We start from the raw sequence: 22,764 nt of genomic DNA on the forward strand, positions 1-22,764 counted from the left end.
ATCATGCTTATTAAATCTGTAAATGGGAAATCGCCTTTGATTCCAGAAGATTGCTATGTTGCCGAAAATGCTACAATTGTTGGAGATGTTACATTTGGTGACTCTTGCAGTGTTTGGTTCAACGCCGTTATTAGAGGAGATGTTCATTTTATAAAAATTGGAAATAAAGTAAACATTCAAGATGGTGCAATAATTCACTGCACCTATCAAAAACATCCAACAATTATTGGGAATAATGTTTCTATAGGGCATAATGCTATTGTTCACGGCTGCACCATACAGGATAATGTATTAATTGGCATGGGAGCAATTGTAATGGATAACTGCATTGTAGAAAGTAACTCGATTGTTGCCGCTGGAGCAGTTTTAACACAAAATACCGTTGTTCCTTCGGGAACTATTTTTGCGGGTGTTCCTGCGAAGAAAGTAAAAGATATTGATCAGTCTGATTTTGCAGGTGAAATCGAACGTATTTCAAACAATTATGTAATGTATTCTGGATGGTTTAAAAACGAAGAGTAGTATATAAAGTTTAAAAAAAGAAAATTCCAAATTCCAAAAGAGCCCAGCCTTGGAATTTGGAATTTTCTTTTTTTGGGATTTAAATAGTTTATAAATTAATTTTCTCAAAGAAAGCATTTTTGTAGCTTTCACTTATAGGAATTCGTTTATCGCTAATCAAAACCTTATTTTTTTGTATCGATTTCACATGTTTTATATTGATGATATAGGATCTGTGAATTCTGGAGAACCCTTTGCTTGAAAGTAAGTTTTCAAGTTTTATTAAGCTGATTAATGTTAGTGTATATTTATTATCGGTCGTATATATTTTTACATAATCCTTTAAACCTTCGATGAATAAGATATCGGCAAAATTCATTTTAACATTTTCGTATTCAGCTCTTACAAACATAAAATCCTGTTCTAGTTCTGGAGTAAGAGTGTTTTCTGAAATTGAAGAAACAGCTGCCGCAGGATTAACAATTTGCTGTGCGCGAACTACCGATTTTAGAAAACGATGAAAAGGAATTGGTTTTACTAAATAATCGACAGCACCAAGATTAAATCCTTCGACAGCATAATCAGAATAAGCAGTTGTAAAAATTACAAGTGGTTTTTTCTCGATCGTATTTAAAAAGTCTATCCCAGAAAAATGCGGCATTTGAATGTCTAAAAAAATTAAATCAACATTATTTTGATTGATAAATGAAACGGCATCAATAGCATTGTTAAAAGTACTAATCAATTCAAGCGAATCGACTTTTTGTACAAAATCTTCCAATAATTCAACAGCTAATGGCTCGTCATCTATAATTACACATTTCATCTGCGGGAGTTTAAATTTATTCAGTTTGGAGTTCAAAAGTAGTTTTAAACCAGTAAATTAAGTTTTAAAATTATCATAAAATACTGATTTTGATGTCAATTATCCGTTTACAGTAATTGTTTTGGTCAAAGTATAACCATCAGTCAAATTACCTGTTAAAACTGCCAGTTCGCTGGCAAGACTATCTGCAAAAACATTATCTCTAGTATTAGAAGTATCAGCTTGTCCGTGAGCGGCATAATTAGTACTTGAGTAAACAGTACTCGAAGTGCTTTCAGGAAAAGCAATTTGAGTAACTAATAATGAAGATCCGCTGCTTGACAAAACTTCAACATGTACATGCGGAGCTCTGCCTTGGTACCAGCCAGGATAAATAGAAATAAAAGAAACTTCTCCTTTGGCATTTGTTGTTTGTCTTCCTCTTAAAAAATGAACAGAAGTATAATCTGTCTGCTGCATTTGAGTTCCGCCGTATTCAGAATAATTGCCATCTTTGTCGCAATGCCATACATCAACTAAAACATTCGACAGAGGCAGGCAGTTATTGTTTTTATTTTCAATAATTAAATTGATTAATAAAGCAACTCCAACTCGGTCCGATTTTATATTTTCTAAAACTAACTGACTTGGTGTTTTGATAGGAAAAGGACCTTTAGTTTCAGATGGTGAAACTGTGCAGCTTCCGTCACCAGATAAGTCTGTGCCAGAATCATCATTATCACTTTTAGAGCACGATTCTAATATTTTTGAAGCACCAGCCAAAGCTGTGATGCCCAAAAGACCATTTCGGATGAATTTTTTTCTGTCCATAATTTCAATGTTTAATTTACAGTAGTTTTAATTTCATCTAATTTTAGATTTAAATGCACGCGGTAAAATTGGCTGTCTTGGTTTATAGTTAGTTCATGAGCATTTGGGTAAAGTAAATCCAGTCTGTTTTGAATATTTACTAGTCCAATCCCTGAATTTTCAGGGTCTTTTATATAATTTTCAATTGTATTTTCAATCCAAAAATCAAGATTGTTTTCTGAGATGAAAATTTTAATTTTGATATGTGCTGCACCTTTATAATCTGTTCCGTACTTAAAGGCATTCTCAACAAACGATATCAGCAGTAAAGGTTCGATAAACTTGTTTTTAGTGTCGCCATGAACATTAATTACAATATCTTCAATGTTATTAAGTCTTAGTTTTTGCAGTTCAATGTAATTCTGAATATAATTTATTTCCTTTTCTAAAGCCACCGTTTTATTATCTGTTTCGTACAGCATGTAACGCATTAACTCAGATAATGTCACGATGGCATCAGGGACCAAATCAGATTTTTTATGTGCTAGAGAATAAATACTGTTTAGAGAATTAAACAAAAAATGCGGATTGGTTTGTTTGCGCAAGTAAGTCAGTTCCGTATTTGTTCTATGGGTTTCGGCAATTAGTTTATTCTGTTCGTTACTGTAAAATTCTGTCAAAGTTCTAATAATAGCGCTTATAGTGAGGATCAAAATATAGAAAAACGAAGGGCCGATTTTAAAGAAAAGCGGACGTTTCATTTCGATTTTTAAGTTGTCAGTTTTTCGATAAAGAATAGTTTCATTTGGCATGAAATGAGGACGAGCAATATTTGAGGGAGGTAAATGTCTGAATTCAGGAATAAAATAATTAATTCTGATGATCATAAAAACTGCAATAATTATAAATGCAAACAGAAAATACTGCCAATACTTTTTTTGTAAAAGAAGAGACGGAACCATGTAATAATAGTTGAGGTAAAACAACATTATTCCTGATGCCCACTGAACATAAAAATCATTATTGATCCTAAACGGACTTTCGTAAAACTGAATTAAAGAAGTCAGAATGAAGAAAACCCATATAATACAATGAAATAGAATTTTGTTTGAGTTAGTATTTTTGATGGCTCCGATTTTCATTTATAATTTTATTTTTAATAAAATTAATTCATTTTTAGTTACTGTTGGTGATAAGTTTTGGCTGAGTTTTTCAACTACTAAATAAGCAGTTTTTAATGCATCTTCTTGAGTCGAAAAACTTTTGTTGTCACTTATTACTGGTATAATCGATTGTTTGATAATGATTTTATCTTTATACAAAATCGAGTATCCCCAGCCAGATTTTGTTTGAAATGTCTCTGTTCTATAAATCTCTTTTTTCCCGCAAGAAACTATTTGTAAAACAAGACACAAAAGCAATAAATTCTTCTGGATGTTCCTCCAGAAGAATCGTTTAGTATTAATTATCATTGTCATTTTGTTCCTCCAAAGGTTTAAATTCCCAAGCATCATCAAAGTATGAAGAGCCAATTCTTCCTAGCATATAAAAACCGCGATTATTTATAGCAAAACCTACAGCATCAGTTCTTGTTGCGCCTTCAAGCGGAGTTCTTTCAACCCAAAGATCAGTAGTTGGGTTGTACTCCCAAATTGTTTTTATGTTTTCACCTCCAACTACATATCCTAGTCCATTCATGCTAAAACTTGATGCATTGGCACGTACAATTGCATATTCGTCATTATACGAATAATCATCAGTGGTATTTTTATCAATATCTCTTTTTCTTGTCCAAGTATCAGTTGCAGGGTCAAATTCCCAAAAATCTCCCTGATAAACACTATTATTAATCCCTGTTGCCAGATACGCTTTATCAGCAATTACAAATACAGTTGCATTGCGTCTTTTATTACCGCTAAAACCGTTTACAAGTGTCCAGCTGTTTGCTTGATCATCATATTGATAGAAATCTTTTAGATAATTTCCATCATAACCCGTTCCAAAATAAGCTTTTCCTCCAGCCTGAAAACCTACAGCAGCATAACGAGCTGTTCCAGCAAAATCTGTTTTTTGATTCCAGCTGTTGTTGGAAGGATCGTATTGATAAAAATCCTTCAGTTTATTAGTTCCGTCATAACCAAGTCCAATATAGCCTTTATTGTTTAATGCAAAGCTAGACGCAGAGCTTCTTCCTACACCAATAAAGTCTGCTTTTTGCTCCCAATAGTCTCCATTTGAGTTGTAAGCCCATAAATCTTTCAAGTATACATCACCGGTATAACCAGCGGCAACATAAGCATAATCACCAATTACAAAACTTGTGGCGCTAGACCTTGCCGGCCCATCAAAAGCCGATTTCTTTACCCAGTTTCCCATTAATTCATCATCCTCGTTGTCATTGCTGCAGCTTATAAAGAAGAGACTAGAAAGTAATGAAGCGAATAATATTCCTTTTTTAAAATTATTCATAGTGTATTAAAATTTATTTATTGGCTCAAAAGTAGGTTGGAGAAGGATTTAAAAAAAAGAAGATATATGTATTGCCCATTTTGATAGACTAAATCAGGCTTTTTAAAGGCGAATGAGTTATTGACAGTACTTTATCTATTATAGATGCTTTTTTGCCTTTTATAGAATAAAAATGTACGACTGTATATGTTATGATGCCGTCTAAACCCCACCATTATATATTTGTGCAAAAAATTGATTATGCGTAAGTTATTGTTTGTGTTGTTTATTGCTTTTACATTGTTTTCATGCGGAACAGATACTGATGCGGGAGAGTTTGTAGTTGGATCAGATTATTTGGCTTTGAACAATAAGGTTGTTATGATTGATACGGTAACGGTTGAAATGTCTACCATAAATTTTGATTCGCTGGTGACTTCAAACCAAAGCCGAATCTTGGTTGGAAATTACGATGATCCTATTTTTGGGAAGGTAAAATCGAGTAGTTATTTTCAGTTGTCATCAAGTAATTATGCTTTAAATAATGAAGGTTCCGATACCGAGAATGTTAATTACGTTTTTGATTCCATTTCTATGGTGTTAAAGTATGATAACTATTTTTATGGTGATACAACGAAAATTCAAACATTTAATATTCATCGCTTAACGCAAAAAGTAAAACCAAATACTGATTCTGGGAGTTTTTATAATAATTCGAGTTTGAGTTATGATGAGGAAAGTTTGGGAACATTTTCATACAAGCCGCGCCCAGTTGGAAAAGATTCGATTAATATAAAAATGAGTAATGCATTTGGAGAAGCTCTTTTTCAAAAAATAAAGAAAAGAGATATTACAGATTTTGACACTTTTACAGAGTATCTAAAAGGGCTTGTAATTGTACCATCATCATCTAATTCGTCAAGTGTTATTGGATTTAATACTTCTAAGAGTTTAGTGCGTATGTATTACTCCAAATATCAAGCGGGCGTTGATGAGGTTCCTTTTGTGATCGATTTTTCCATTTTAGATGCCACGAAGCAGTTTAATTCTATTTCATTAGATAAAACAGGAACTTTAATTCAAAATCTGCCTATATCGAGCAGTAAACTTTCGAGCACAGCGACTAACGGACAGGGATTTATTCAGTCTGGAACAGGAGTGGCTTGTCGTATCGATTTTCCAAACTTAAGACAGTTGAAATATATTTCAGATAATGGCGCGATTGTCGACGCACAATTGATTTTGAAACCGGTCAATAATTCTTATTCTGAAAAATATCCGCTGGCTGATTCCTTAAAAATATATGTAGGCGACAATTTAAATAGAATAAGCAGTTCGTTACTAAATTCTGCAGGTGCGCAAGTTTATGGTATTTTAAATAAGAAAAGCGATGAGTTTAATGAAAACATCGGATATACTATTCCGTTGGGTAATTTTTTACAAAAGGAAATGCTTCGAGCTTCCGATTCTAAATCTTCTTTAATCCTTACGCTTCCGGGTATTTCTAAAACCGTAAATAGAATTGTTTTAGGAGATCAAAAGCATTTAAACAATAAAATTCAACTAAAAATATATTACATCTCTTATTAAATGAAAAATAGAATAGTTTTTATTTACTGCACCCTTTTAATATCGTTTGCATCATTTTCTCAAAGTATTTCAAGCTCACCATATTCATTGTATGGAGTAGGCAGTTTGTATGATGCTGATTTTGGATTGCTTCCTTCAATTGGATCAGCAGGAATTGCCCTGCCATCAGATAGTTTTATTAATAATCTTAATCCAGCTTCATTAGGTTCACTTCCATTAAATCATTTTATGTTTGATGTTGGCGGAAAAGCTATTGCGACAACCTATCAAAACAATTCAAAAAAGGAGAATCGTAACAATTTTCAATTTTCTCATATTGCTTTTGCTTTTCCAGTTACTAAAAATTCTGGTTTTAGTGTTGCATTACGTCCGTATTCTAGCTCGGCATTTAAAATTTCTAATCTTATCTTACCAATCTCAGATAGTCAGGAATCATATAGTTTATCAGCAACAGGTTCAGGAGGATTAAATAATTTTGATTTTTCTTATGGCTATCGATTTGGTAAAAAACTTACAGTAGGAGCATCTGCAGCTTTGTTGTTTGGAAACACTGTTGATAACAGGGTTTTTACAATTCTCAATTCAATCACTACTATACATAAAAAAACAGATTATAATGGACTTCGTGCAACGTTGGGTACTCAGTATAAAATTGATTCTACGTTTACTATTGGTGCAACAGTTAAATTACCAGCACAAATTAAAGGTTCAAAAGTACAGTCGGTTGAGTCGATAAATGATGATGTGGTGAGTGATATTCAACCTGAAACAGTTTCTGATGTAGACGATTATTATATGCCTTTAGAAATTGGAATTGGTATTAGTAAACGATTCAAAAAAGTCTTGAATATGACTTTTGATTATGAAAAAAGTCTATGGAATGATACAAAACAATCTGATTTCTATGGAGATTATGTAAATCAAGACAGATTTGCGTTAGGTTTTACTTATTTCAACGAAAAACGAAATTACAGAAAATATTGGGACAAGGTCAAATATTCTGCGGGTGTCAATTTTGATACGGGATATCTCGAAATAGACGGGAAAAGGATTAACAATGCTTCAATTTCAGTTGGGGTTAATCTGCCTATCGAAAATACTTTTTCCGCTTTAAATATTTCATATTCGTACGGACAAAAAGGAAGTATTTCAAACAATTTAATTAAAGAAAATTATCATAAATTGTCTGTAAACTTATCTTTAGATGGTATTTGGTTTGTTAAGAGAAAAATAGAATAAAATTAAAAATCTTTTTGGACTACGTTGTATTTATGCTCTAAAATGGAGTCTAAAACAACTGGATTTGAATTAACGTAAAATATAGGTTCACTTTTTTGAGCTGTTGTAAAACCAACTTTTTCGCGTAAAATATTTTGAGTTTGTCTTGCTACTGCTTCTCCAGAATCTATAATCTGAATATGTTCTGGAAGTATTTTTTTAATCTGCGGAATTAAATAGGGGTAGTGACTGCATCCTAAAACAAGATAGTCAATGTTTGCATCTATCATAGGCTGTAAGTATGATTCTAAAAGCTGTGTCATTTCAGTAGAATACAAATTTCCATCTTCAATTAACTGAACTAGTCCATAACCAACCTGTTCAATAATTGTTGTATTTTGAAACATTTCTGCAGTCTTATTAAACAACTCGCTGTTTAATGTTCCTTTTGTAGCCAGGATACCAATAACTTGTGTTTTAGAGTTATTGGCTGCAGGTTTTATTGCAGGTTCAATTCCAATAAATGGAATGTCATAATCATTACGGAGTTCACGAATAGCATTTGTTGTCGCCGTATTGCACGCTACAACAATTAATTTGCATTTCATTTCCAGTAAAAAATCAACATTTTTTTTACTTAAGGCAACAATCTGCTCTTTGGTTTTTTGACCATACGGAGCATTTTTACTATCGGCTAGATAAATTGTTTTTTCATTTGGAAGTAAGTCATGAATAGCGCTCCAAATTGAAGTTCCCCCAATTCCAGAGTCAAAAACACCTATAGGATTATCGTTTGTCATAGTGCAAATTTAGTATTTTTTGAAACAAAATGATAGTTGAAATTAATTGTAATTTGCGAATGATACGTCTTTTTTATTTTAAATAAATGTAAAAAAAAACTGTTCAAATTTTTAAAAAATTTGAACAGTTTTTAATTAAAGAATTCATTTTTATTAGAATCCTAAATCTTTTTTTACATCAGCAGTAATGTTTGGACCATCAGCTAATAAAAGAGTAGAACCATCTAAAACATATTGGAAACCTTTAGCTTTTCCAATTTTTTGGATAGAAGCTCTTACTTTTTCCATTAATGGTTTTACGATGTCAGTTTCTTTTTGTTGCAATTCTTTTTGAGCATTGTCTCTATAGTCAACAATTCTTTTTTGCATGTCTTGAACTTCTTTAGAACGATCTCCATTAACAGCTTCTGTTACAGTTGCAGCTTCAGCTTCGTACTTTTTGATTTTAGTTTGATATTCATCAACCATTTTTTTGTATTCAGCATCATACGTACCACTTAATTTTTGCAGTTGATTTTGAGCATCAAGCATAGCAGGCATTTTCGACATAATGTCGCTTACATCAACATGGGCAACCTTCGCCTGTGCGTTCATTGTGTTACTTGCTCCTAAAATTAGTATTGCAGCAATTAGTAAAGTTTTGATTTGTTTCATCATTTTTAAAATATTAATTAATTATTGGTCGTATTAGTTTTTTGTGTTTCGGCCTCTCTTGCTTTTTTCGCCGCTTCTCTTTCTTCTAATATTTTTTTTCTTCTTTCTTCTAATTCTTTTTTACGCTGTTCGTAAAGTTTTTGTCTTTCGGCAGCTTTATCTACTGCAGGTGCAGCTGTTGTTGTTTCAGTTGCTGCTGCAGGTTTTGCTGTCGTACCATCAGTTTTAACTGCTTCGGTTGTTTTTGCTGCCTGAGTTGATTTTGCTGGTTCAGAAACCGTGCCATTTTTTTTAGCTTCTCTTTCTTCTAGTATCGCTTTTCGTCTGTCATCATACTCTTTTTTCTTAGCTTCTTGTTCCAGTCTTCTGTCTTCAATAAGCTTTTCTCTAGCTGCTTTTCTTTCGTCTAGAACTTTTTGTCGATCAGCCATTGCAGGATTTTCATCGATGGCATTTTCTTTACTTTCTTGTACTTCCTGATCTTTCAATTGTTTTTTCGTCAATTGTTCTCTTTTGTCAGTTCTGTTCAAGATACGTATAACCTGATCGCTGATATCAAATCTTTTGTTGCTGAAAAGCATTGTCAAATCTGATGATTTATCAAAAACAAAATCGTAATTTTTAGCTTCTGCAATATCTTGAACGGCAGTAAATACTTGATCTTGAATTGGCTTTGCCAAAGCAGCTTTTTGTCGAATTAAATTTCCGTCAGCTCCAAATTGTTTTTGCTGATAATCCAGCATTTCGTTTTCTAAGAACTTAATTTCAGTTTCCTTTTCATCAATTAATTCTTTGGTTAACAAAGCTTTTTCTGCTTTAAGGTTTTCCTTAAGCGTATTGATGTTTGTTTTTTTTGTTTCTATTTCTTGTTTCCACTTTTGAGCTTTCAACTCTAATTGTGATTTTGCTTCTTTATAATCAGAAACATTTTCCAAGATATATTCCATATCAATGTAACCAATTCTAGTTGTCTTGCCTTGAGCCTGACTTGTATTAGCTACAATCAAGGCTAAAAATATAAATAAAAATTGTTTTCTCATAACATTACTTTATTCGATGATTTTTAACCAAACGTATTATTTCTAAAATTGTTGTCCAATTATAAAGTGAGTTTCCCAGCCATTTGCTTTGTTTGTAACAGATCCTGGCAGAGCATCGAAACCATAACCAAAATCGATACCTAATAATCCAAATGCAGGCATGAATACACGTAAACCAGCTCCAGCAGAACGATATAAATCGAACGGGTTGTAATCCCTGAATGTTGGATATGAAGAACCTGCTTCTAGAAACGTCAAGGCATAGATCGATGCAGATGGTTTTAGTGTTATTGGATAACGTAACTCCATTGAGAATTTGTTGTAAATAGTTGCTCCAATTTGCTGCCCGTATCTAGAACTTGTTTTGTCTTCAATAATTGGCGTCAATGAGTTGTTTGGATACCCTCTTAACTGTATAGTCTCTCTACCATCCATAGAATACTGTGCCATTCCGTCTCCTCCTAAATAAAAACGTTCAAATGGTACAACACCTCTAGATTGATCATAAGCACCTAAGAAACCAAATTCTGTTAATGTTCTTAAAACTAATTTTCCATATACCTTAGTATACCAGTCTGCTTTAAATTTAACCTTATAATATTCTAACCAATTGTATTTTTTCTGATCCACTTTTGCTTGATCTGTATCTGCATTTGCATAATCAGAGCCCACACTTACTGTTTGATTACTACCATTTATAGATTCACTTTTTGTGTAATCTCCAGGATTTATCGGTTGTCCGTCAGCTCCTGTCATAGTTGTTGTACCAGTATATCTTGTTTTGTATTCTTTTTCATTAGCTAAATTTCCATAATCTACTCCGTTAAATAAAGAATATGGAGGTGTTACTTTAGCCGAGATACTGAACTCAGAACCATAAGTTGGGAATATTGGGTTAACCCCTTTATTACTTCTTGAAATTCCAATAGTGTAAGCTAAGTTTCGTGATGCTCCATTACCAAAGGTAAACAAACCAGTAAAGTAATTGTTCAAATCATAATGCTGGTAACTTACAGATTGTGATAATACGAAATAATCATCCGGCACAGTAAGACGTTTTGCTAAACCAATTTGTACTGTAAAAATATTAAAACTTTGGCTTCTATCAACAGTTCTTGTAACATAATTATTATTAAACTGTTTACTGTACGAGATAGATGAGCTAAATTGTACAGGTTTTTTTCCTCCAAACCAAGGTTCAGAGAATGATAAACTGTAAGTCTGGAAATAAGTACTTCCTTGTAAACGTAATGCTACTTTTTGTCCGTCTCCCATCGGTAGCGGTTTGTAAGCATCTTTGTCAAATAATTTACGTGCCGAAAAGTTGTTGAATGATAAACCTAAGGTTCCAATGAAACCGCCGCCGCCGTAACCTCCTTGAAGTTCAACCTGGCTAGATCCTTTTTCTACTAATTGGTATTCGATATCAACTGTTCCTGCTCCGGGATCAACATTTCTAAATTCAGGTTTGATAGATTCCGGATCAAAGAATCCTAATTGTCCAATTTCACGAATTGTTCTAACTAGTTCTTCTTTGCTGTATTTGTTTCCTGGTTTTGTTCTTAACTCACGATAAATTACATGGTCATTTGTTTTGTCGTTACCAGTAACGTATATTTTGTTGAAATATGCAATTGGACCTTCGGTAATTCTAATTTCAAAATCAATAGTGTCATTAACAGTTTTTACCTCTACAGCATTGATTTTTGAGAATAAATAACCATTGTTTTGGTACAAGTTTGTAATATCTTCACCATCAGGTTTTGTATTATCGGCAATTCTTTTTTCAAGCATTACACCGTTATAAACTTCTCCTTTTTTGATTCCTAAATAACGATTTAACTGCTGATCTGAGTAAACGGTATTTCCTAAGAATTTTATGTTTCCAAAGTAATATTTGTTTCCTTCTTCAACATTAATTTTAATGCCAAGCATATTTTTCTCTTTGTTATATTTAACAGAGTCATAAATAATACGTGCATCACGATATCCTTTTTCTTTGTATGCCGAGATAACTTTTTCTAAGTCGGTTTTATATTTTTCGGGAATAAATTTAGAAGCTTTTAAAACACGGAAAACATTTTTCTGTTTTGTGTCTTTCATCGCGGCTCTCAACTGACTTTCTGTAAGTTGTTTATTTCCAGTGAAATCAATATTGCTGATTTTTACTTTGTCACCTTTATCTATACGCACTAACATATTAACCTGATTACCGGCAATTGTATCTGGTGTTGTTGTAATGGTAACTTTAGTATTGTAAAAACCGTCTTTTTTGTATTTGTTTTCGATGTAGTTTTTTGTGGTAGTAATTAAGTTTTCGTTTACAATTTTGTTTTTGGTTAAATTGTTATCCTTAATTAAAGCTTCGATTTTGCTTTTCTTTACACCAGTGATTTTAACTTCATTAAGCTTTGGGAGCTCAACAATATTTAAATCTAAATAAATACTGTCATTTTGAACTCTATTAATGTAAAAAGCGATTTCGTCAAAAAGACCAAGCTTACCCAATTTTTTAATTGCGCCCGTGATTTCTTCTCCCGGTACAGTTATTTCTTGACCTGTTTGAAGTCCAGAAAACGTTACTACAGTTTGTTCGTTAAAGCTAATCTTACCAACTACAGAAACTTTGGCCAGTATATACTTTTTTCCTTGATCAAAAGGAACTCTTTCTTGTGCTTTAATTTGTGAAAAACTACCCAAAAGTAAAAGGGTAAAGACTATTTGTATTCTTTTTTGTAACACTAAAAAATTATTTAATTTGTTCACTGGTTTTTCCAAATCTACGTTCTCTTTTTTGATAACTAATAATAGCCTCATATAAATCTTGATCTTTAAAGTCTGGCCACAAGACATTAGTAAAATACAATTCTGCATAAGCGATCTGCCATAGCAAAAAATTACTTATTCTATGTTCTCCACTTGTTCGTATTAACAAATCTACATCAGGTAAATTTTGCGTGTAAAGATGCTCATTTATAATTGAATCGTCAATAGCGTCTATTGAAATTATATTATTTTTAACTTTATCACTGATGATTCTAACGGCATTTACCAATTCTTCTCTCGATCCGTAACTTAAAGCAAGAGTAAGAGTAAGACGAGTGTTGTTTTTGGTTTTATCAATTACATCAAGCAGTTCTCTTTGTGCAGATTTTGGTAATTTTTCAAGATTCCCAATTGCATTAAGTCTAATGTTGTTTTCCTGAAGTGTAACTAGTTCTTTTTTTAATGAATTGATTAAAATTTTCATTAATGCTTCAACTTCTAGTTTAGGGCGGTTCCAGTTTTCTGTAGAAAAAGCATATAAGGTTAAGTACTCGATACCAAGCTTAGCGCAAGTTGTAATTGTTTTTTTTACAGATTTTGTGCCATTTTCATGTCCAAATGCTCTTAGGAAGCCTTGTTGTTTGGCCCAGCGTCCGTTTCCGTCCATAATAATGGCCAGATGTTTTGGTAAGTTTGATTGATCTATAGAGTCTATTAAATTCATTGTATTATTGTGCGCAATAGCAAGGTTTTTGTCCAAAGGTATACGTTAGTGTTAAGCCTGAGAAAACATACCAATCATTGTTGTTTAAATTTCCAAATTTTAAAATGTTTACATTGCTGGTGTTTGGATTGCTGCCATCAATGTTATCTGTAAATGTATATCGTGCTCCAACTTCGGCCGCTAAGACAAAGCGAGATGTTATGTTTGATTTTATACCCAGTGTCATTGGTATTGCAAATGAATTTGAGTTTGTACTTTGTGTAATATTTGGGGTTGTCTTATAGCGATACAATCCATCATAAATAAAAAAACTTAATCCAGAGTATATATAAGGTGTAATTTTTCTGTGATAATCATGCAAATTAAAATCAAAAAAATTAAACTCCAAACCTGCAGAGATTTCTTTTACATTATTTTCAAAGCGATATCCTCTTCCGCTTCTTCCTGTTTCATCGGAGTCTAAATCATTTCCTGTAATGGTAGATTGCGTGTAAGAAATTCGATAAGAGTGACGAGGGCTTTTGTTCCATTTATACAAAACGCCAAAAGCCAGCTTATCTGGATTTATGTAAGTTGTGCTTCCTACATCGCCTACAAAGTTGCTTCCACCAAGAAAAACACCAATCTCATTGATTTGAGCATTTAGTGTAATAAAGGGAAAAAAACATAACAATAAATTAAAAATTTTCTTCATTTAATTCAGAATTGCGTGCAAATATAATAATTATCGATACGAATCAACGTTCCTTTACATAAATGTGCTTTTTTTTCAATTTACAATATGAATTTGAGACATTTAATGATGATTCACTACAGGCAGAACGAGAAAATGTTCTATTATCGTATAGTGTTAAGTAAGAAATAGGGTTAGTTTCTCTTGTCTTCGCCCCAAAGCAGTTTGTTTCTTAATGTTTTTAAGAAAGTTTCGCCTGGTATTTCGACCATTTTTATTTTGTAATCAGTTTTTTTGATCTTTAAAATTGATTCGTTTTTTACAGAAGAAGTTCTAGAGTCTAATGAAACCAAATATTGATCTTCTCTGCCTGAAACGCGCAATGTAATTTCTGTGTCGTCTGGTATAACAAGTGGTCTTGCGGTTAAGTTATGCGGTGCAATAGGAGTAATGACTAGACTTTTTACATCTGGCGTTAAAATTGGTCCGCCGCAGCTTAATGAATATCCTGTAGAACCGGTAGGGGTAGAAATGATTAAGCCGTCTGCCCAATACGAACTTAAGTATTCGTTGTTTAGGTGAGTTTCTACAGTAATCATCGAAGTAGTATCTTTTCGGCTTACGGTAACTTCATTCATTGCGAAATTAAGTTCTGCAAAGGCATCGTTTTTAGGTTCGCACGTTAAACCAAGTAAAGTTCGTTCAGATGTGGTGTAGTTTTGGTCGATAACATACTGCAGTAAGCTGTCGATATTTTCTTTTTGAACTTTCGCCAAAAAACCTAATCTGCCTGCATTTATACCTAAAAGCGGAACACCTGAATTGCGAACTAAAGCCGCTGCTCTTAACATTGTTCCGTCGCCTCCAATACTAATCAACATCTCAAAGCTATCATCTAAAATTGTACTTGATGTAAAAGTGGAATATTCTTTTTTGACAAGCTGCTTTTCGTAAAGCATTTCCAAGAAGTTTTCTTCAATTACAATTTCGACATTGTTTGAAGTAAGAAACAAGAAAATGTCTTTTATAATTGGTTCAGTGCTGTTTTGATAGTATTGTCCGTAAATGGCTATTTTCATTCGTCTTAATTAGATAATGAGGAAATGTGTTAATTTGATAATTTATTTAGATGAGAACATTTTCTAATTTTCTCATTGACCAATTTTCTAATTTAAATATTAAGATATTTGTCTAAATAATCAGAGCGTTCTTTTAAGCTGTTGATATAAGTGTCTTCTTGATGTTCTGAGATTATTTTGTAACCATATCTTCTGTAAGTTTGAATTATTTCATTCATTGCACCTAATCCTATTTTTATGGTAATTTGAACATTTTCTAAATCAGCTTCAGAGACAAAGCATCCTAGTATTTTTCCGTTATTGCTTTCAACGATTTGTGTAACCTCACTCATCGAATAATCTAAAAGACCTTTTTGAACAATAATAATTCCGCCTTGCTCTTTTATAAAAGGAGTTTCTTGAAAAAACTTCATTATGTCTTCTATTTCATAATAGCCTACATAGGAGTTGTTCTCGTCAAGAACAGGAATTGTATTGGTGTGGTTTTTTGCAAAAACTTCTAGAACATCCAGCCAAATCATTGATTTTCTAGCAAAAAAACGTTCTAAAGTATATTTGTAATCAATTATTTTTTTATCTGAATCAAAAGTTTCAACATCATCAGAAGAAATACTTCCAATGAAAATTCCTTCCTCCAAAACAGGGAAATGAGAAAAATTTACCTCGGCAAAAAAGTCTTGAACCGATGCTATAGTTTCCTGACCATCAATTGGTCCGAAATCATTGGTGATATAGTTTGTAATTTCTGTCATAAATCAATTGGAGATATTTAATGCAAAATAATCAAAAAATACCAAAAACTGCTGCGTTTTACTTTGTATTTTTGTCGTAACAAATATAGTGTTACTAGAATTAATTATCTATTTATATGACAAAGTTAAGTGTAAATATCAATAAAATCGCAACGCTTAGAAATGCACGCGGCGGAAATGTTCCTGATTTATTAAAAGTTGCTGTCGATATACAACGTTTTGGAGGACAGGGGATCACGATTCATCCACGTCCAGACGAACGACATATTCGGTATCAAGATGCGCGTGATTTAAAAGCAATTGTTACTACAGAATATAATATTGAAGGAAATCCGCAGCATAATTTTATTGATTTAGTTCTTGAATGCAAGCCTGATCAAGTTACATTAGTTCCAGATGCAATTGGTGCGATAACCTCTTCGGCAGGTTGGGATACAATAGCAAATCAATCTTATTTAACAGAAGTTATTCAAGAGTTTCAACGAAACGGAATCAGGACTTCTATTTTTGTAGATCCGGTTTTGGAGGTTATTGAAGGAGCAAAAAAAACAGGAACAGATCGAATTGAATTGTACACTGAGGCTTTTGCACATCAATATGATTTGGGAAATAAAAACGGAATAGATCCTTATGTTGAAGCTGCAAAATTGGCAAATGAATTAGGTTTAGGAATAAATGCCGGACATGATTTGAGTTTAGATAATGTTCAGTTTTTCAAACAAAACATTCCGGGGTTACTAGAGGTTTCTATAGGCCACGCTTTGATTTCAGAAGCACTTTATCTTGGTTTAGATAATGTTGTAAATATGTATTTGAATAAATTGAAATAAGTTTCCTAAAACATTCTTAGAAAGGATAAATAAATATTTAATGTAAAAATAAATGTTATACTCAAAAATAGAAGGCGAAGGAAAACCCTTTATCATCATGCATGGATTTCTTGGTATGTCTGACAATTGGAAAACACTTGCAGGACAATATGTAGAAGCAGGATTTCAGGTTCATATTTTAGATTTACGAAATCATGGGCGCAGTTTTCATTCAGATGAATGGAGTTATGAAGCAATGGTTCAAGATGTGTTTGAATATTGTCAGGCCAATAATTTGACTAGAATTGATATTCTCGGGCATTCAATGGGAGGAAAAGCAGCTATGCTTTTTGCGGCAACACATCCTGAAATTGTAGATAAATTAATTGTTGCAGATATTGGTCCTAAATTCTATAAACAGCACCATCAAGATATTTTGGCGGGGTTAAATGCGGTTGATTTTTCTGTAAAACCAAGCCGAAATGATGTTGAGGAAATAGTAGCGCAATATGTGCCTGACTTTGGAACTCGTCAGTTCTTGTTGAAAAATTTATATTGGGCAGCACCTGGACAATTAGCGTTTAGATTTAATCTCGCTGTTTTTAATAATAATTTGGATGCAATTGGAAAACCGCTGGCAGATAATTTGGTTTTTGATAAGCCGACATTATTTATTCGCGGCGGAGCATCGGGTTATATTTTAGATTCAGATCTTGAAGATATTCAAAAACATTTTCCAAATTTAAAATTAGAAACCATTCCAAATGCGGGGCATTGGCTTCATGCTGAAAATCCAAAAATGTTTTTTGAATTGACAACAGCGTTTTTAAAAGAGTAAATTTTTTGATAAAAAAATTATTACTTTTATTAAAATTTAAAAAGAAAAAGATATGAAATTATTACTTAGACTTCTTATTACGGCTGCTTTGGTTTTGTTAATTGCTAACTTTCTTACAGGAGTGCATGTGGCCAGTTTTACTACAGCAATTATCGTTGCAGTGGTTTTAGGATTATTGAATCTTTTTATAAAACCAATATTGGTTATTTTGACATTGCCGGTAACAGTGGTTACATTGGGATTGTTTTTATTGGTTATTAATGCCGTCATCATTTTGTTGTGCACTAATATTGTAGGAGGATTTGCAGTTGATTCGTTATGGACAGCTTTATTGTTTAGTGTTATATTATCTATTCTGCAATCTATTACATATAAAATAGTAGGAGACGATAAATAAAAGGTATTAAAGTGACTTAAAAACCGCTTCAAATACAATATATTAAAAACTTGGTTGGGTTGCAAAAATTTTATAATTTTGCAACCCAATTTTATTATGTAAATTAAAGAAGAAGATGGATATTAAAAGAGTAGCAATAGACGCTGTGAATGAAACGATTGTATTAAACGTTGTTCACATGGATTATAAAGGTCAAGTAGCAAAAAGAATAAACGAAAAAATGCCATTGGCTACCGTGAAAGGTTTTAGAAAAGGACAAGTTCCTAAAGACCTTGTTGAAAAACAATACGGAAAAGCAATCAAGCAAGAAGAAGTTAAAAAAGTAGTTGATTTAGCTTTAGAGCGTTTTGTTCAATCTGAAAGATTAAATCTTTTAGGAACTCCTCTTGCTAAAGAAAACGAGAACTTTGATTGGGATGCTGAAGAACTAACTTTCGAATATGAAATTGGATTAGTTCCGAACTTCGAAATTGATTTAGAAGCAAAAAATAATATCGTAAAATATATCGTAACGGCTGATGATAAATTAATCGACGGTCAAGTAGAGCGTATCCAAAAACAATTCGGAAAAGCAATCCCGCAAGAAGTGGTGTCTGCAGATTCTGATTTAACTGGAACTTTCTCAAACGAAGAAAAAGGTATCAACAATACAACTACAATTTCATTATCTACTTTCAATAAAGCTGCTGGAGATAAATTCATCGGTAAAAAAGTTGGAGATGTTGTTGCAGTAAGTACAAAAGGTTTATTTGAAGACGATCACCAATTAATGGATTACTTAAAAGTATCTCATGATGATGTTCACGGTTTAGATATCGAAGTAAACTTTACAATCGAAGCTATCAACGGAGCTGAATTAGCTGAATTAAACCAAGAATTATTCGATAAACTTTTTGGTGAAGGAAAAGTTGCTTCTTTAGAAGATTTAAAATCTAAAATCAAAGAAGACGCTGAAGCTCAATTTGCACAACAAGCAGATCAAAAATTATTATTAGACGTTCAAGATTTCTTGATCGAAAGCACAAAATTTGATTTACCAGCTGAATTCCTTAAAAAATGGCTGCAAACTGTTGGAGAGAAAAAACTTTCTGCAGAAGAAGCTGAAGTTGAATACGCAAGATCTGAAAAAGGTTTACGTTTTCAATTAATTGAAGGAAAAGCTATGGCTCAAAGTAATATCCAAATTACATTTGATGATTTGAAAGCTTTTACAACAAACGCTATCAAACAACAAATGGCTCAATTTGGTCAAACGAACCCAACTGACGAAGAAGTTCAAGGAATTGTAGCAAGAGTTTTATCTAACCAAGAAGAGGTGAAAAGACTTTCTGAGCAAGTTGTAGCAGAGAAATTGTTAGAATTGTTTAAAGAAAAAGCAAATCCAACAACTAAAGAAGTAACTTACGAAGAATTTATTGCTGCTTCTTACGGAGAATAATTTCTGAAAAATAATTATATTTGAGCGTCGGCAGTTTTACTGCCGACGCTTATTTTTTGTTTCAAGTTTAAGGTTTCAAGTTTTAAATGTAATATATAGTTAACTTGAAACAAACTAAACCTGAAACCTGAAACAAAAAATAAGACAAATTGACATCCTTTAGAAAGAGGTACAACCTTTGATGAAAGAATATATACATTAAATAAAGTAAAACTTAGAACAGATACATATGAACTACGGTAAAGAATTCAAAAAATTTGCTACAAAGCACCAAGGAGTAAACGCGATGTACTATGACAAAATCATAGCTGCGATGAATCCAACTAATATGACTCCATATATTATCGAAGAACGTCAGTTGAATATTTCTCAATTAGATGTGTTTTCAAGATTGATGATGGATAGAATTATTTTTTTAGGAACAGGTATCGATGATCAAATTGCAAACATCGTTCAGGCTCAATTACTATTTTTAGAAAGTGCTGATGCTTCAAAAGATATCCAAATTTACTTAAACTCTCCAGGTGGAAGCGTTTATGCAGGATTAGGAATTTACGATACGATGCAATACATCAAGCCAGACGTAGCAACAATTTGTACAGGAATGGCAGCTTCTATGGGAGCAGTTTTATTATGCGCAGGAGCGGCAGGAAAACGTTCAGCTTTACCACATTCAAGAGTTATGATTCACCAGCCGTCAGGAGGAGCCCAAGGAGTTGCAACTGATATGGAAATCAACTTACGCGAAATGTTGAAATTGAAAGATGAATTATACAACATCATCTCGCAGCATTCAGGACAAACTTTTGATAAAGTACACAAAGACAGTGAGCGTGATTACTGGATGATTGCTGACGAAGCAAAAGAATACGGAATGATTGATGAAGTATTAAGAAGAGGATAATTTTTTAAAGGTTGAAAGTTGAAGGAACTAATGTTCTAAGATTGACATGAAACCTGAAACAAAATTAAACTTGAAACAAAAAATAAATATTAAGCTGTAAAGGAGTTAAGTTTTTAAGTTTTAAATTAAAAAGCTTAGAAACTTAGTATCTTTGCAGCTTAGTAACTTAAATAAAGAATGGCAAAAGTAGTATTAGAATGTTCGTTTTGTGGAAGAAAAAAGCCAGAAACTAATTTATTAATCGCGGGTATCAATGCACATATCTGTGATAAGTGTATTGAACAAGCACACGGAATTGTATTAGAAGAATTAAAATCAAGCGGAAGCTCAAAACTTGTTGGTGACTTAATTTTAAAGAAACCAAAAGAAATTAGAGCGTTCTTAGATCAATATGTTATCGGACAAGACCAGACTAAAAAAGTAATGTCGGTTGCAGTTTACAATCACTACAAACGTTTAATGCAGCAGCAATTAGACGACGAAGTAGAGATTGAAAAAAGTAACATTATCATGGTTGGTCAAACCGGAACAGGAAAAACATTAGTTGCTAAAACAATCGCAAAAATGTTAGACGTTCCTTTGGCTATTGTTGATGCAACTGTATTAACAGAGGCAGGTTATGTAGGAGAAGATGTTGAAAGTATTTTGACACGCTTACTACAAGCAGCCGATTATGATGTAACCAAAGCCGAAAGAGGAATTGTGTTTATTGATGAAATTGATAAAATTGCCCGTAAGAGCGATAATCCATCAATAACACGTGACGTTTCTGGAGAAGGTGTTCAGCAGGCATTATTAAAATTATTAGAAGGAACAGTTGTAAACGTACCGCCAAAAGGAGGACGTAAACATCCAGATCAAAAATTTGTAGAGGTAAATACTCAAAACATTTTGTTTATTGCTGGTGGTGCTTTTGATGGAGTTGAGCGTATTATTTCAAAACGTTTAAACCGTCAAGCAGTTGGATATTCAACATCTAAAAATGTCGATAATATTGACAAAGACAATTTACTGCAATATATTATTCCAAAAGATATTAAGGATTTTGGATTGATTCCAGAGATTATTGGTCGTTTGCCAGTTTTAACACATATGGATCCGTTAGATCGCGAAACACTTCGTGCGATTTTAACACAGCCTAAAAATGCATTAGTAAAACAATATCAGAAATTATTTTTAATGGATGAAGTTGAATTTACCATTACAGATGAAGCATTAGATTTTATTGTTGATAAAGCATTAGAGTATAAATTAGGAGCTCGTGGATTACGTTCGCTTTGCGAAGCAATCTTAACAGATGCAATGTACGAACTGCCAAGTTCTGATGATAAAGTTTTATCAATCGATAAAGATTATGCAGAGCATACTTTGAGTAAAAACTTATTGAAGCGTATGGAAATTGCTTCGTAAATTTTAAAAGATATTTTTTTAGAACCTGTTCATTTTTTGAGCAGGTTTTTTTTATGCATAATTTTCAAGATGAAAATATCTTTGTCAAAGTTTTAGAATTTTGACAAAGGCGGCAGTTACTTAGTGAATAAAGTTTCTATTGCACTCTAAACTTCTCTCGATATTCGATAGGTTTCATTCCAACCATTTTATAAAATACCTTTCTAAACGCCTTCGGGTCATTATATCCAGTTTTTTCAATAATTTCTGAAATCGAAAGCTGCGTTTGTTCAAGATATTTTTTAGAGCTTTCAACTCGAATGTTTTGCAGATACTCAATTGGTGGAATTCCAGTAACTTGTTTAAAACGACGTGTCATGTTTCTGGCACTCGTAGGAATGTCTTTTGTAATTTCTTCTAGTTTTTCTATGCTGTGATATTGACTTTCAATTTTATGCTGTAACATGGCAACCAAAGTATCATTATGCAAATGGTTTGGCCTAAAAGTGCTGAAATAACTTTGTTTGTATCGATTTAAATCAATAGAGAAAATCTTGGCAATTTGTACTGCAATTTCATTACCGCAATATTTTTGAACTAAAAGAATCAGCAAATGAAATGTTGAGGTCGAACCGCCGCTTGTATACAAACTGCCATCAGCAGTTAAAGTTTCTTCGGGTTTTAATTTTACCATCGGAAAAGCTTTTGTAAAAGCACTGCAGGCATCAACATGAGTAGTAGCCAGTTTTTCGTTTAATAATCCGGATGCGGCAAATAAAAATGCTCCTGTACAAAAACTCGCCAGCTCAGCTCCAGATTGGTGCTGTTTTTTTAACCACGGAATAAAGTTTTTATTTTTCACTATCATTCCGCTCATATCATCAGTAGTGAAAGCAGGAATCAAAATCAAATCTAAAACCTTGTTTGAAGTTTCAATCGAGTTCGTTTCATATCCAAATAAAGTTTCTTGATTAATTTGTTCTGCCGACTGAAAAACCATAATATTAAATGGTTTTTCGGGTTCTTTACTTAGTTTATTGGCTGTTTCAAATACTTCTAAAATTGCAGCAATACTCAACAATTTATAGTCGTGAGGGACGATTAAACCTACTCTTTTGCTCATGATTCT

Annotated in this window: 23 protein-coding genes; 9 read left to right on the forward strand and 14 right to left on the reverse strand. The window is 32.8% G+C overall.

The genetic code is table 11. The features are described from left to right. Positions 1 to 3: 3 nt before the first annotated feature. Positions 4 to 522: a gamma carbonic anhydrase family protein gene (locus tag ACHRVL_RS20395; protein WP_099720282.1), complete on the forward strand. Its 519-nt coding sequence runs from the start codon at positions 4 to 6 to the stop codon at positions 520 to 522. 88 nt (positions 523 to 610) lie between these two features. Here ACHRVL_RS20395 and ACHRVL_RS20400 read toward each other — a convergent pair whose 3' ends face one another. The 5 genes from ACHRVL_RS20400 to ACHRVL_RS20420 all read right to left on the reverse strand — a co-directional run bounded on the left by ACHRVL_RS20400 (position 611) and on the right by ACHRVL_RS20420 (position 4,585). Further along, on the reverse strand, positions 611 to 1,327 hold the full coding sequence (locus tag ACHRVL_RS20400) for a LytTR family DNA-binding domain-containing protein (RefSeq protein ID WP_099720281.1): 717 nt from the start codon (positions 1,325 to 1,327) through the stop codon (positions 611 to 613). 99 nt (positions 1,328 to 1,426) lie between these two features. Then, complete coding sequence (locus ACHRVL_RS20405; protein WP_395415165.1) at positions 1,427 to 2,137, reverse strand: intradiol ring-cleavage dioxygenase; 711 nt, start codon at positions 2,135 to 2,137, stop codon at positions 1,427 to 1,429. Positions 2,138 to 2,148: 11 nt separating this feature from the next. Further along, positions 2,149 to 3,258, reverse strand: coding sequence for a sensor histidine kinase (locus ACHRVL_RS20410; RefSeq protein WP_395415166.1), 1,110 nt, complete (start codon positions 3,256 to 3,258; stop codon positions 2,149 to 2,151). Next, complete coding sequence (locus ACHRVL_RS20415; RefSeq protein ID WP_395415167.1) at positions 3,259 to 3,588, reverse strand: DUF4907 domain-containing protein; 330 nt, start codon at positions 3,586 to 3,588, stop codon at positions 3,259 to 3,261. Beyond that, positions 3,578 to 4,585, reverse strand: coding sequence for a Kelch repeat-containing protein (locus ACHRVL_RS20420; RefSeq protein WP_395415169.1), 1,008 nt, complete (start codon positions 4,583 to 4,585; stop codon positions 3,578 to 3,580). The genes ACHRVL_RS20415 and ACHRVL_RS20420 overlap by 11 nt, the downstream gene beginning before the upstream one ends. 240 nt (positions 4,586 to 4,825) lie before the next feature. Here ACHRVL_RS20420 and ACHRVL_RS20425 point away from each other — a divergent pair, with 240 nt between their 5' ends. Together ACHRVL_RS20425 and ACHRVL_RS20430 are read left to right on the forward strand one after the other, a co-directional pair. Then, on the forward strand, positions 4,826 to 6,154 hold the full coding sequence (locus ACHRVL_RS20425) for a DUF4270 family protein (RefSeq protein ID WP_395415170.1): 1,329 nt from the start codon (positions 4,826 to 4,828) through the stop codon (positions 6,152 to 6,154). Beyond that, a complete protein-coding gene (locus ACHRVL_RS20430; RefSeq protein WP_395415172.1) occupies positions 6,155 to 7,393 on the forward strand; it encodes an aromatic hydrocarbon degradation protein in 1,239 nt (412 codons plus the stop codon). Positions 7,394 to 7,395: 2 nt separating this feature from the next. Here the strand turns inward: ACHRVL_RS20430 and murI are convergent, their stop codons facing one another. The 8 genes from murI to ACHRVL_RS20470 all read right to left on the reverse strand — a co-directional run bounded on the left by murI (position 7,396) and on the right by ACHRVL_RS20470 (position 15,860). After that, positions 7,396 to 8,172 carry a glutamate racemase gene (murI, locus tag ACHRVL_RS20435; protein ID WP_089054464.1) on the reverse strand — a complete coding sequence of 259 codons (777 nt, stop codon included), beginning with the start codon at positions 8,170 to 8,172 and terminating at the stop codon, positions 7,396 to 7,398. Between the two features lie 153 nt (positions 8,173 to 8,325). Further along, entirely contained in the window at positions 8,326 to 8,829 is a 504-nt protein-coding gene (locus tag ACHRVL_RS20440; protein WP_199170255.1) for an OmpH family outer membrane protein, read from the reverse strand. Positions 8,830 to 8,843: 14 nt separating this feature from the next. Beyond that, entirely contained in the window at positions 8,844 to 9,866 is a 1,023-nt protein-coding gene (locus ACHRVL_RS20445) for an OmpH family outer membrane protein (RefSeq protein WP_395415173.1), read from the reverse strand. A gap of 42 nt (positions 9,867 to 9,908) precedes the next feature. Then, on the reverse strand, positions 9,909 to 12,683 hold the full coding sequence (locus ACHRVL_RS20450) for an outer membrane protein assembly factor (protein ID WP_395415175.1): 2,775 nt from the start codon (positions 12,681 to 12,683) through the stop codon (positions 9,909 to 9,911). Next, positions 12,616 to 13,356 (reverse strand): isoprenyl transferase, encoded by a 741-nt coding sequence (locus tag ACHRVL_RS20455; RefSeq protein WP_089054504.1) that lies wholly within the window; start codon positions 13,354 to 13,356, stop codon positions 12,616 to 12,618. Before ACHRVL_RS20455 ends, ACHRVL_RS20450 begins: the two co-directional genes overlap by 68 nt. Before the next feature lie 4 nt (positions 13,357 to 13,360). Then, positions 13,361 to 14,050 (reverse strand): DUF6089 family protein, encoded by a 690-nt coding sequence (locus ACHRVL_RS20460; RefSeq protein ID WP_395415177.1) that lies wholly within the window; start codon positions 14,048 to 14,050, stop codon positions 13,361 to 13,363. A 173-nt stretch (positions 14,051 to 14,223) separates the two neighbouring features. Next, positions 14,224 to 15,108 carry an NAD kinase gene (locus ACHRVL_RS20465; protein WP_395415178.1) on the reverse strand — a complete coding sequence of 295 codons (885 nt, stop codon included), beginning with the start codon at positions 15,106 to 15,108 and terminating at the stop codon, positions 14,224 to 14,226. A 92-nt stretch (positions 15,109 to 15,200) separates the two neighbouring features. Further along, positions 15,201 to 15,860, reverse strand: coding sequence for a CBS domain-containing protein (locus tag ACHRVL_RS20470; RefSeq protein ID WP_395415180.1), 660 nt, complete (start codon positions 15,858 to 15,860; stop codon positions 15,201 to 15,203). A gap of 116 nt (positions 15,861 to 15,976) precedes the next feature. Between ACHRVL_RS20470 and ACHRVL_RS20475 the strand changes: the two genes are divergently transcribed. The 6 genes from ACHRVL_RS20475 (at position 15,977) to clpX (ending at position 21,656) form a co-directional block, all read left to right on the forward strand. Further along, complete coding sequence (locus ACHRVL_RS20475; RefSeq protein ID WP_395415181.1) at positions 15,977 to 16,690, forward strand: pyridoxine 5'-phosphate synthase; 714 nt, start codon at positions 15,977 to 15,979, stop codon at positions 16,688 to 16,690. A gap of 52 nt (positions 16,691 to 16,742) precedes the next feature. Further along, positions 16,743 to 17,507 carry an alpha/beta fold hydrolase gene (locus ACHRVL_RS20480; RefSeq protein ID WP_395415182.1) on the forward strand — a complete coding sequence of 255 codons (765 nt, stop codon included), beginning with the start codon at positions 16,743 to 16,745 and terminating at the stop codon, positions 17,505 to 17,507. Between the two features lie 52 nt (positions 17,508 to 17,559). Next, positions 17,560 to 17,904 (forward strand): phage holin family protein, encoded by a 345-nt coding sequence (locus tag ACHRVL_RS20485; RefSeq protein WP_129055136.1) that lies wholly within the window; start codon positions 17,560 to 17,562, stop codon positions 17,902 to 17,904. Positions 17,905 to 18,019: 115 nt separating this feature from the next. Then, positions 18,020 to 19,342, forward strand: coding sequence for a trigger factor (locus ACHRVL_RS20490; protein ID WP_089054472.1), 1,323 nt, complete (start codon positions 18,020 to 18,022; stop codon positions 19,340 to 19,342). A gap of 229 nt (positions 19,343 to 19,571) precedes the next feature. Next, positions 19,572 to 20,246, forward strand: coding sequence for an ATP-dependent Clp endopeptidase proteolytic subunit ClpP (gene clpP, locus ACHRVL_RS20495; RefSeq protein WP_089054473.1), 675 nt, complete (start codon positions 19,572 to 19,574; stop codon positions 20,244 to 20,246). Between the two features lie 177 nt (positions 20,247 to 20,423). After that, positions 20,424 to 21,656: an ATP-dependent Clp protease ATP-binding subunit ClpX gene (gene clpX / locus ACHRVL_RS20500; protein WP_089054474.1), complete on the forward strand. Its 1,233-nt coding sequence runs from the start codon at positions 20,424 to 20,426 to the stop codon at positions 21,654 to 21,656. Positions 21,657 to 21,792: 136 nt separating this feature from the next. Here the strand turns inward: clpX and ACHRVL_RS20505 are convergent, their stop codons facing one another. Then, complete coding sequence (locus ACHRVL_RS20505) at positions 21,793 to 22,758, reverse strand: GlxA family transcriptional regulator (RefSeq protein WP_395415184.1); 966 nt, start codon at positions 22,756 to 22,758, stop codon at positions 21,793 to 21,795. Between the last annotated feature and the right edge of the window lie 6 nt (positions 22,759 to 22,764).

The organism is Flavobacterium sp. FlaQc-28, from assembly GCF_044007415.1.
Taxonomy (GTDB): Bacteria; Bacteroidota; Bacteroidia; order Flavobacteriales; family Flavobacteriaceae; genus Flavobacterium.

Coding starts and splice junctions, on each gene's coding strand:
- ACHRVL_RS20445 (WP_395415173.1), bottom strand. CDS start 9,866: ATGAGAAAACAATTTTTATTTATATTTTTAGCCTTGATTGTAGCTAAT.
- ACHRVL_RS20415 (WP_395415167.1), bottom strand. CDS start 3,588: ATGATAATTAATACTAAACGATTCTTCTGGAGGAACATCCAGAAGAAT.
- ACHRVL_RS20430 (WP_395415172.1), top strand. CDS start 6,155: ATGAAAAATAGAATAGTTTTTATTTACTGCACCCTTTTAATATCGTTT.
- ACHRVL_RS20465 (WP_395415178.1), bottom strand. CDS start 15,108: ATGAAAATAGCCATTTACGGACAATACTATCAAAACAGCACTGAACCA.
- ACHRVL_RS20505 (WP_395415184.1), bottom strand. CDS start 22,758: ATGAGCAAAAGAGTAGGTTTAATCGTCCCTCACGACTATAAATTGTTG.
- ACHRVL_RS20485 (WP_129055136.1), top strand. CDS start 17,560: ATGAAATTATTACTTAGACTTCTTATTACGGCTGCTTTGGTTTTGTTA.
- ACHRVL_RS20455 (WP_089054504.1), bottom strand. CDS start 13,356: ATGAATTTAATAGACTCTATAGATCAATCAAACTTACCAAAACATCTG.
- ACHRVL_RS20420 (WP_395415169.1), bottom strand. CDS start 4,585: ATGAATAATTTTAAAAAAGGAATATTATTCGCTTCATTACTTTCTAGT.
- ACHRVL_RS20450 (WP_395415175.1), bottom strand. CDS start 12,683: ATGAGGCTATTATTAGTTATCAAAAAAGAGAACGTAGATTTGGAAAAA.
- ACHRVL_RS20480 (WP_395415182.1), top strand. CDS start 16,743: ATGTTATACTCAAAAATAGAAGGCGAAGGAAAACCCTTTATCATCATG.
- murI (WP_089054464.1), bottom strand. CDS start 8,172: ATGACAAACGATAATCCTATAGGTGTTTTTGACTCTGGAATTGGGGGA.
- ACHRVL_RS20425 (WP_395415170.1), top strand. CDS start 4,826: ATGCGTAAGTTATTGTTTGTGTTGTTTATTGCTTTTACATTGTTTTCA.
- ACHRVL_RS20405 (WP_395415165.1), bottom strand. CDS start 2,137: ATGGACAGAAAAAAATTCATCCGAAATGGTCTTTTGGGCATCACAGCT.
- ACHRVL_RS20440 (WP_199170255.1), bottom strand. CDS start 8,829: ATGATGAAACAAATCAAAACTTTACTAATTGCTGCAATACTAATTTTA.
- ACHRVL_RS20460 (WP_395415177.1), bottom strand. CDS start 14,050: ATGAAGAAAATTTTTAATTTATTGTTATGTTTTTTTCCCTTTATTACA.
- clpX (WP_089054474.1), top strand. CDS start 20,424: ATGGCAAAAGTAGTATTAGAATGTTCGTTTTGTGGAAGAAAAAAGCCA.
- ACHRVL_RS20490 (WP_089054472.1), top strand. CDS start 18,020: ATGGATATTAAAAGAGTAGCAATAGACGCTGTGAATGAAACGATTGTA.
- ACHRVL_RS20470 (WP_395415180.1), bottom strand. CDS start 15,860: ATGACAGAAATTACAAACTATATCACCAATGATTTCGGACCAATTGAT.
- ACHRVL_RS20400 (WP_099720281.1), bottom strand. CDS start 1,327: ATGAAATGTGTAATTATAGATGACGAGCCATTAGCTGTTGAATTATTG.
- ACHRVL_RS20410 (WP_395415166.1), bottom strand. CDS start 3,258: ATGAAAATCGGAGCCATCAAAAATACTAACTCAAACAAAATTCTATTT.
- ACHRVL_RS20475 (WP_395415181.1), top strand. CDS start 15,977: ATGACAAAGTTAAGTGTAAATATCAATAAAATCGCAACGCTTAGAAAT.
- ACHRVL_RS20395 (WP_099720282.1), top strand. CDS start 4: ATGCTTATTAAATCTGTAAATGGGAAATCGCCTTTGATTCCAGAAGAT.
- clpP (WP_089054473.1), top strand. CDS start 19,572: ATGAACTACGGTAAAGAATTCAAAAAATTTGCTACAAAGCACCAAGGA.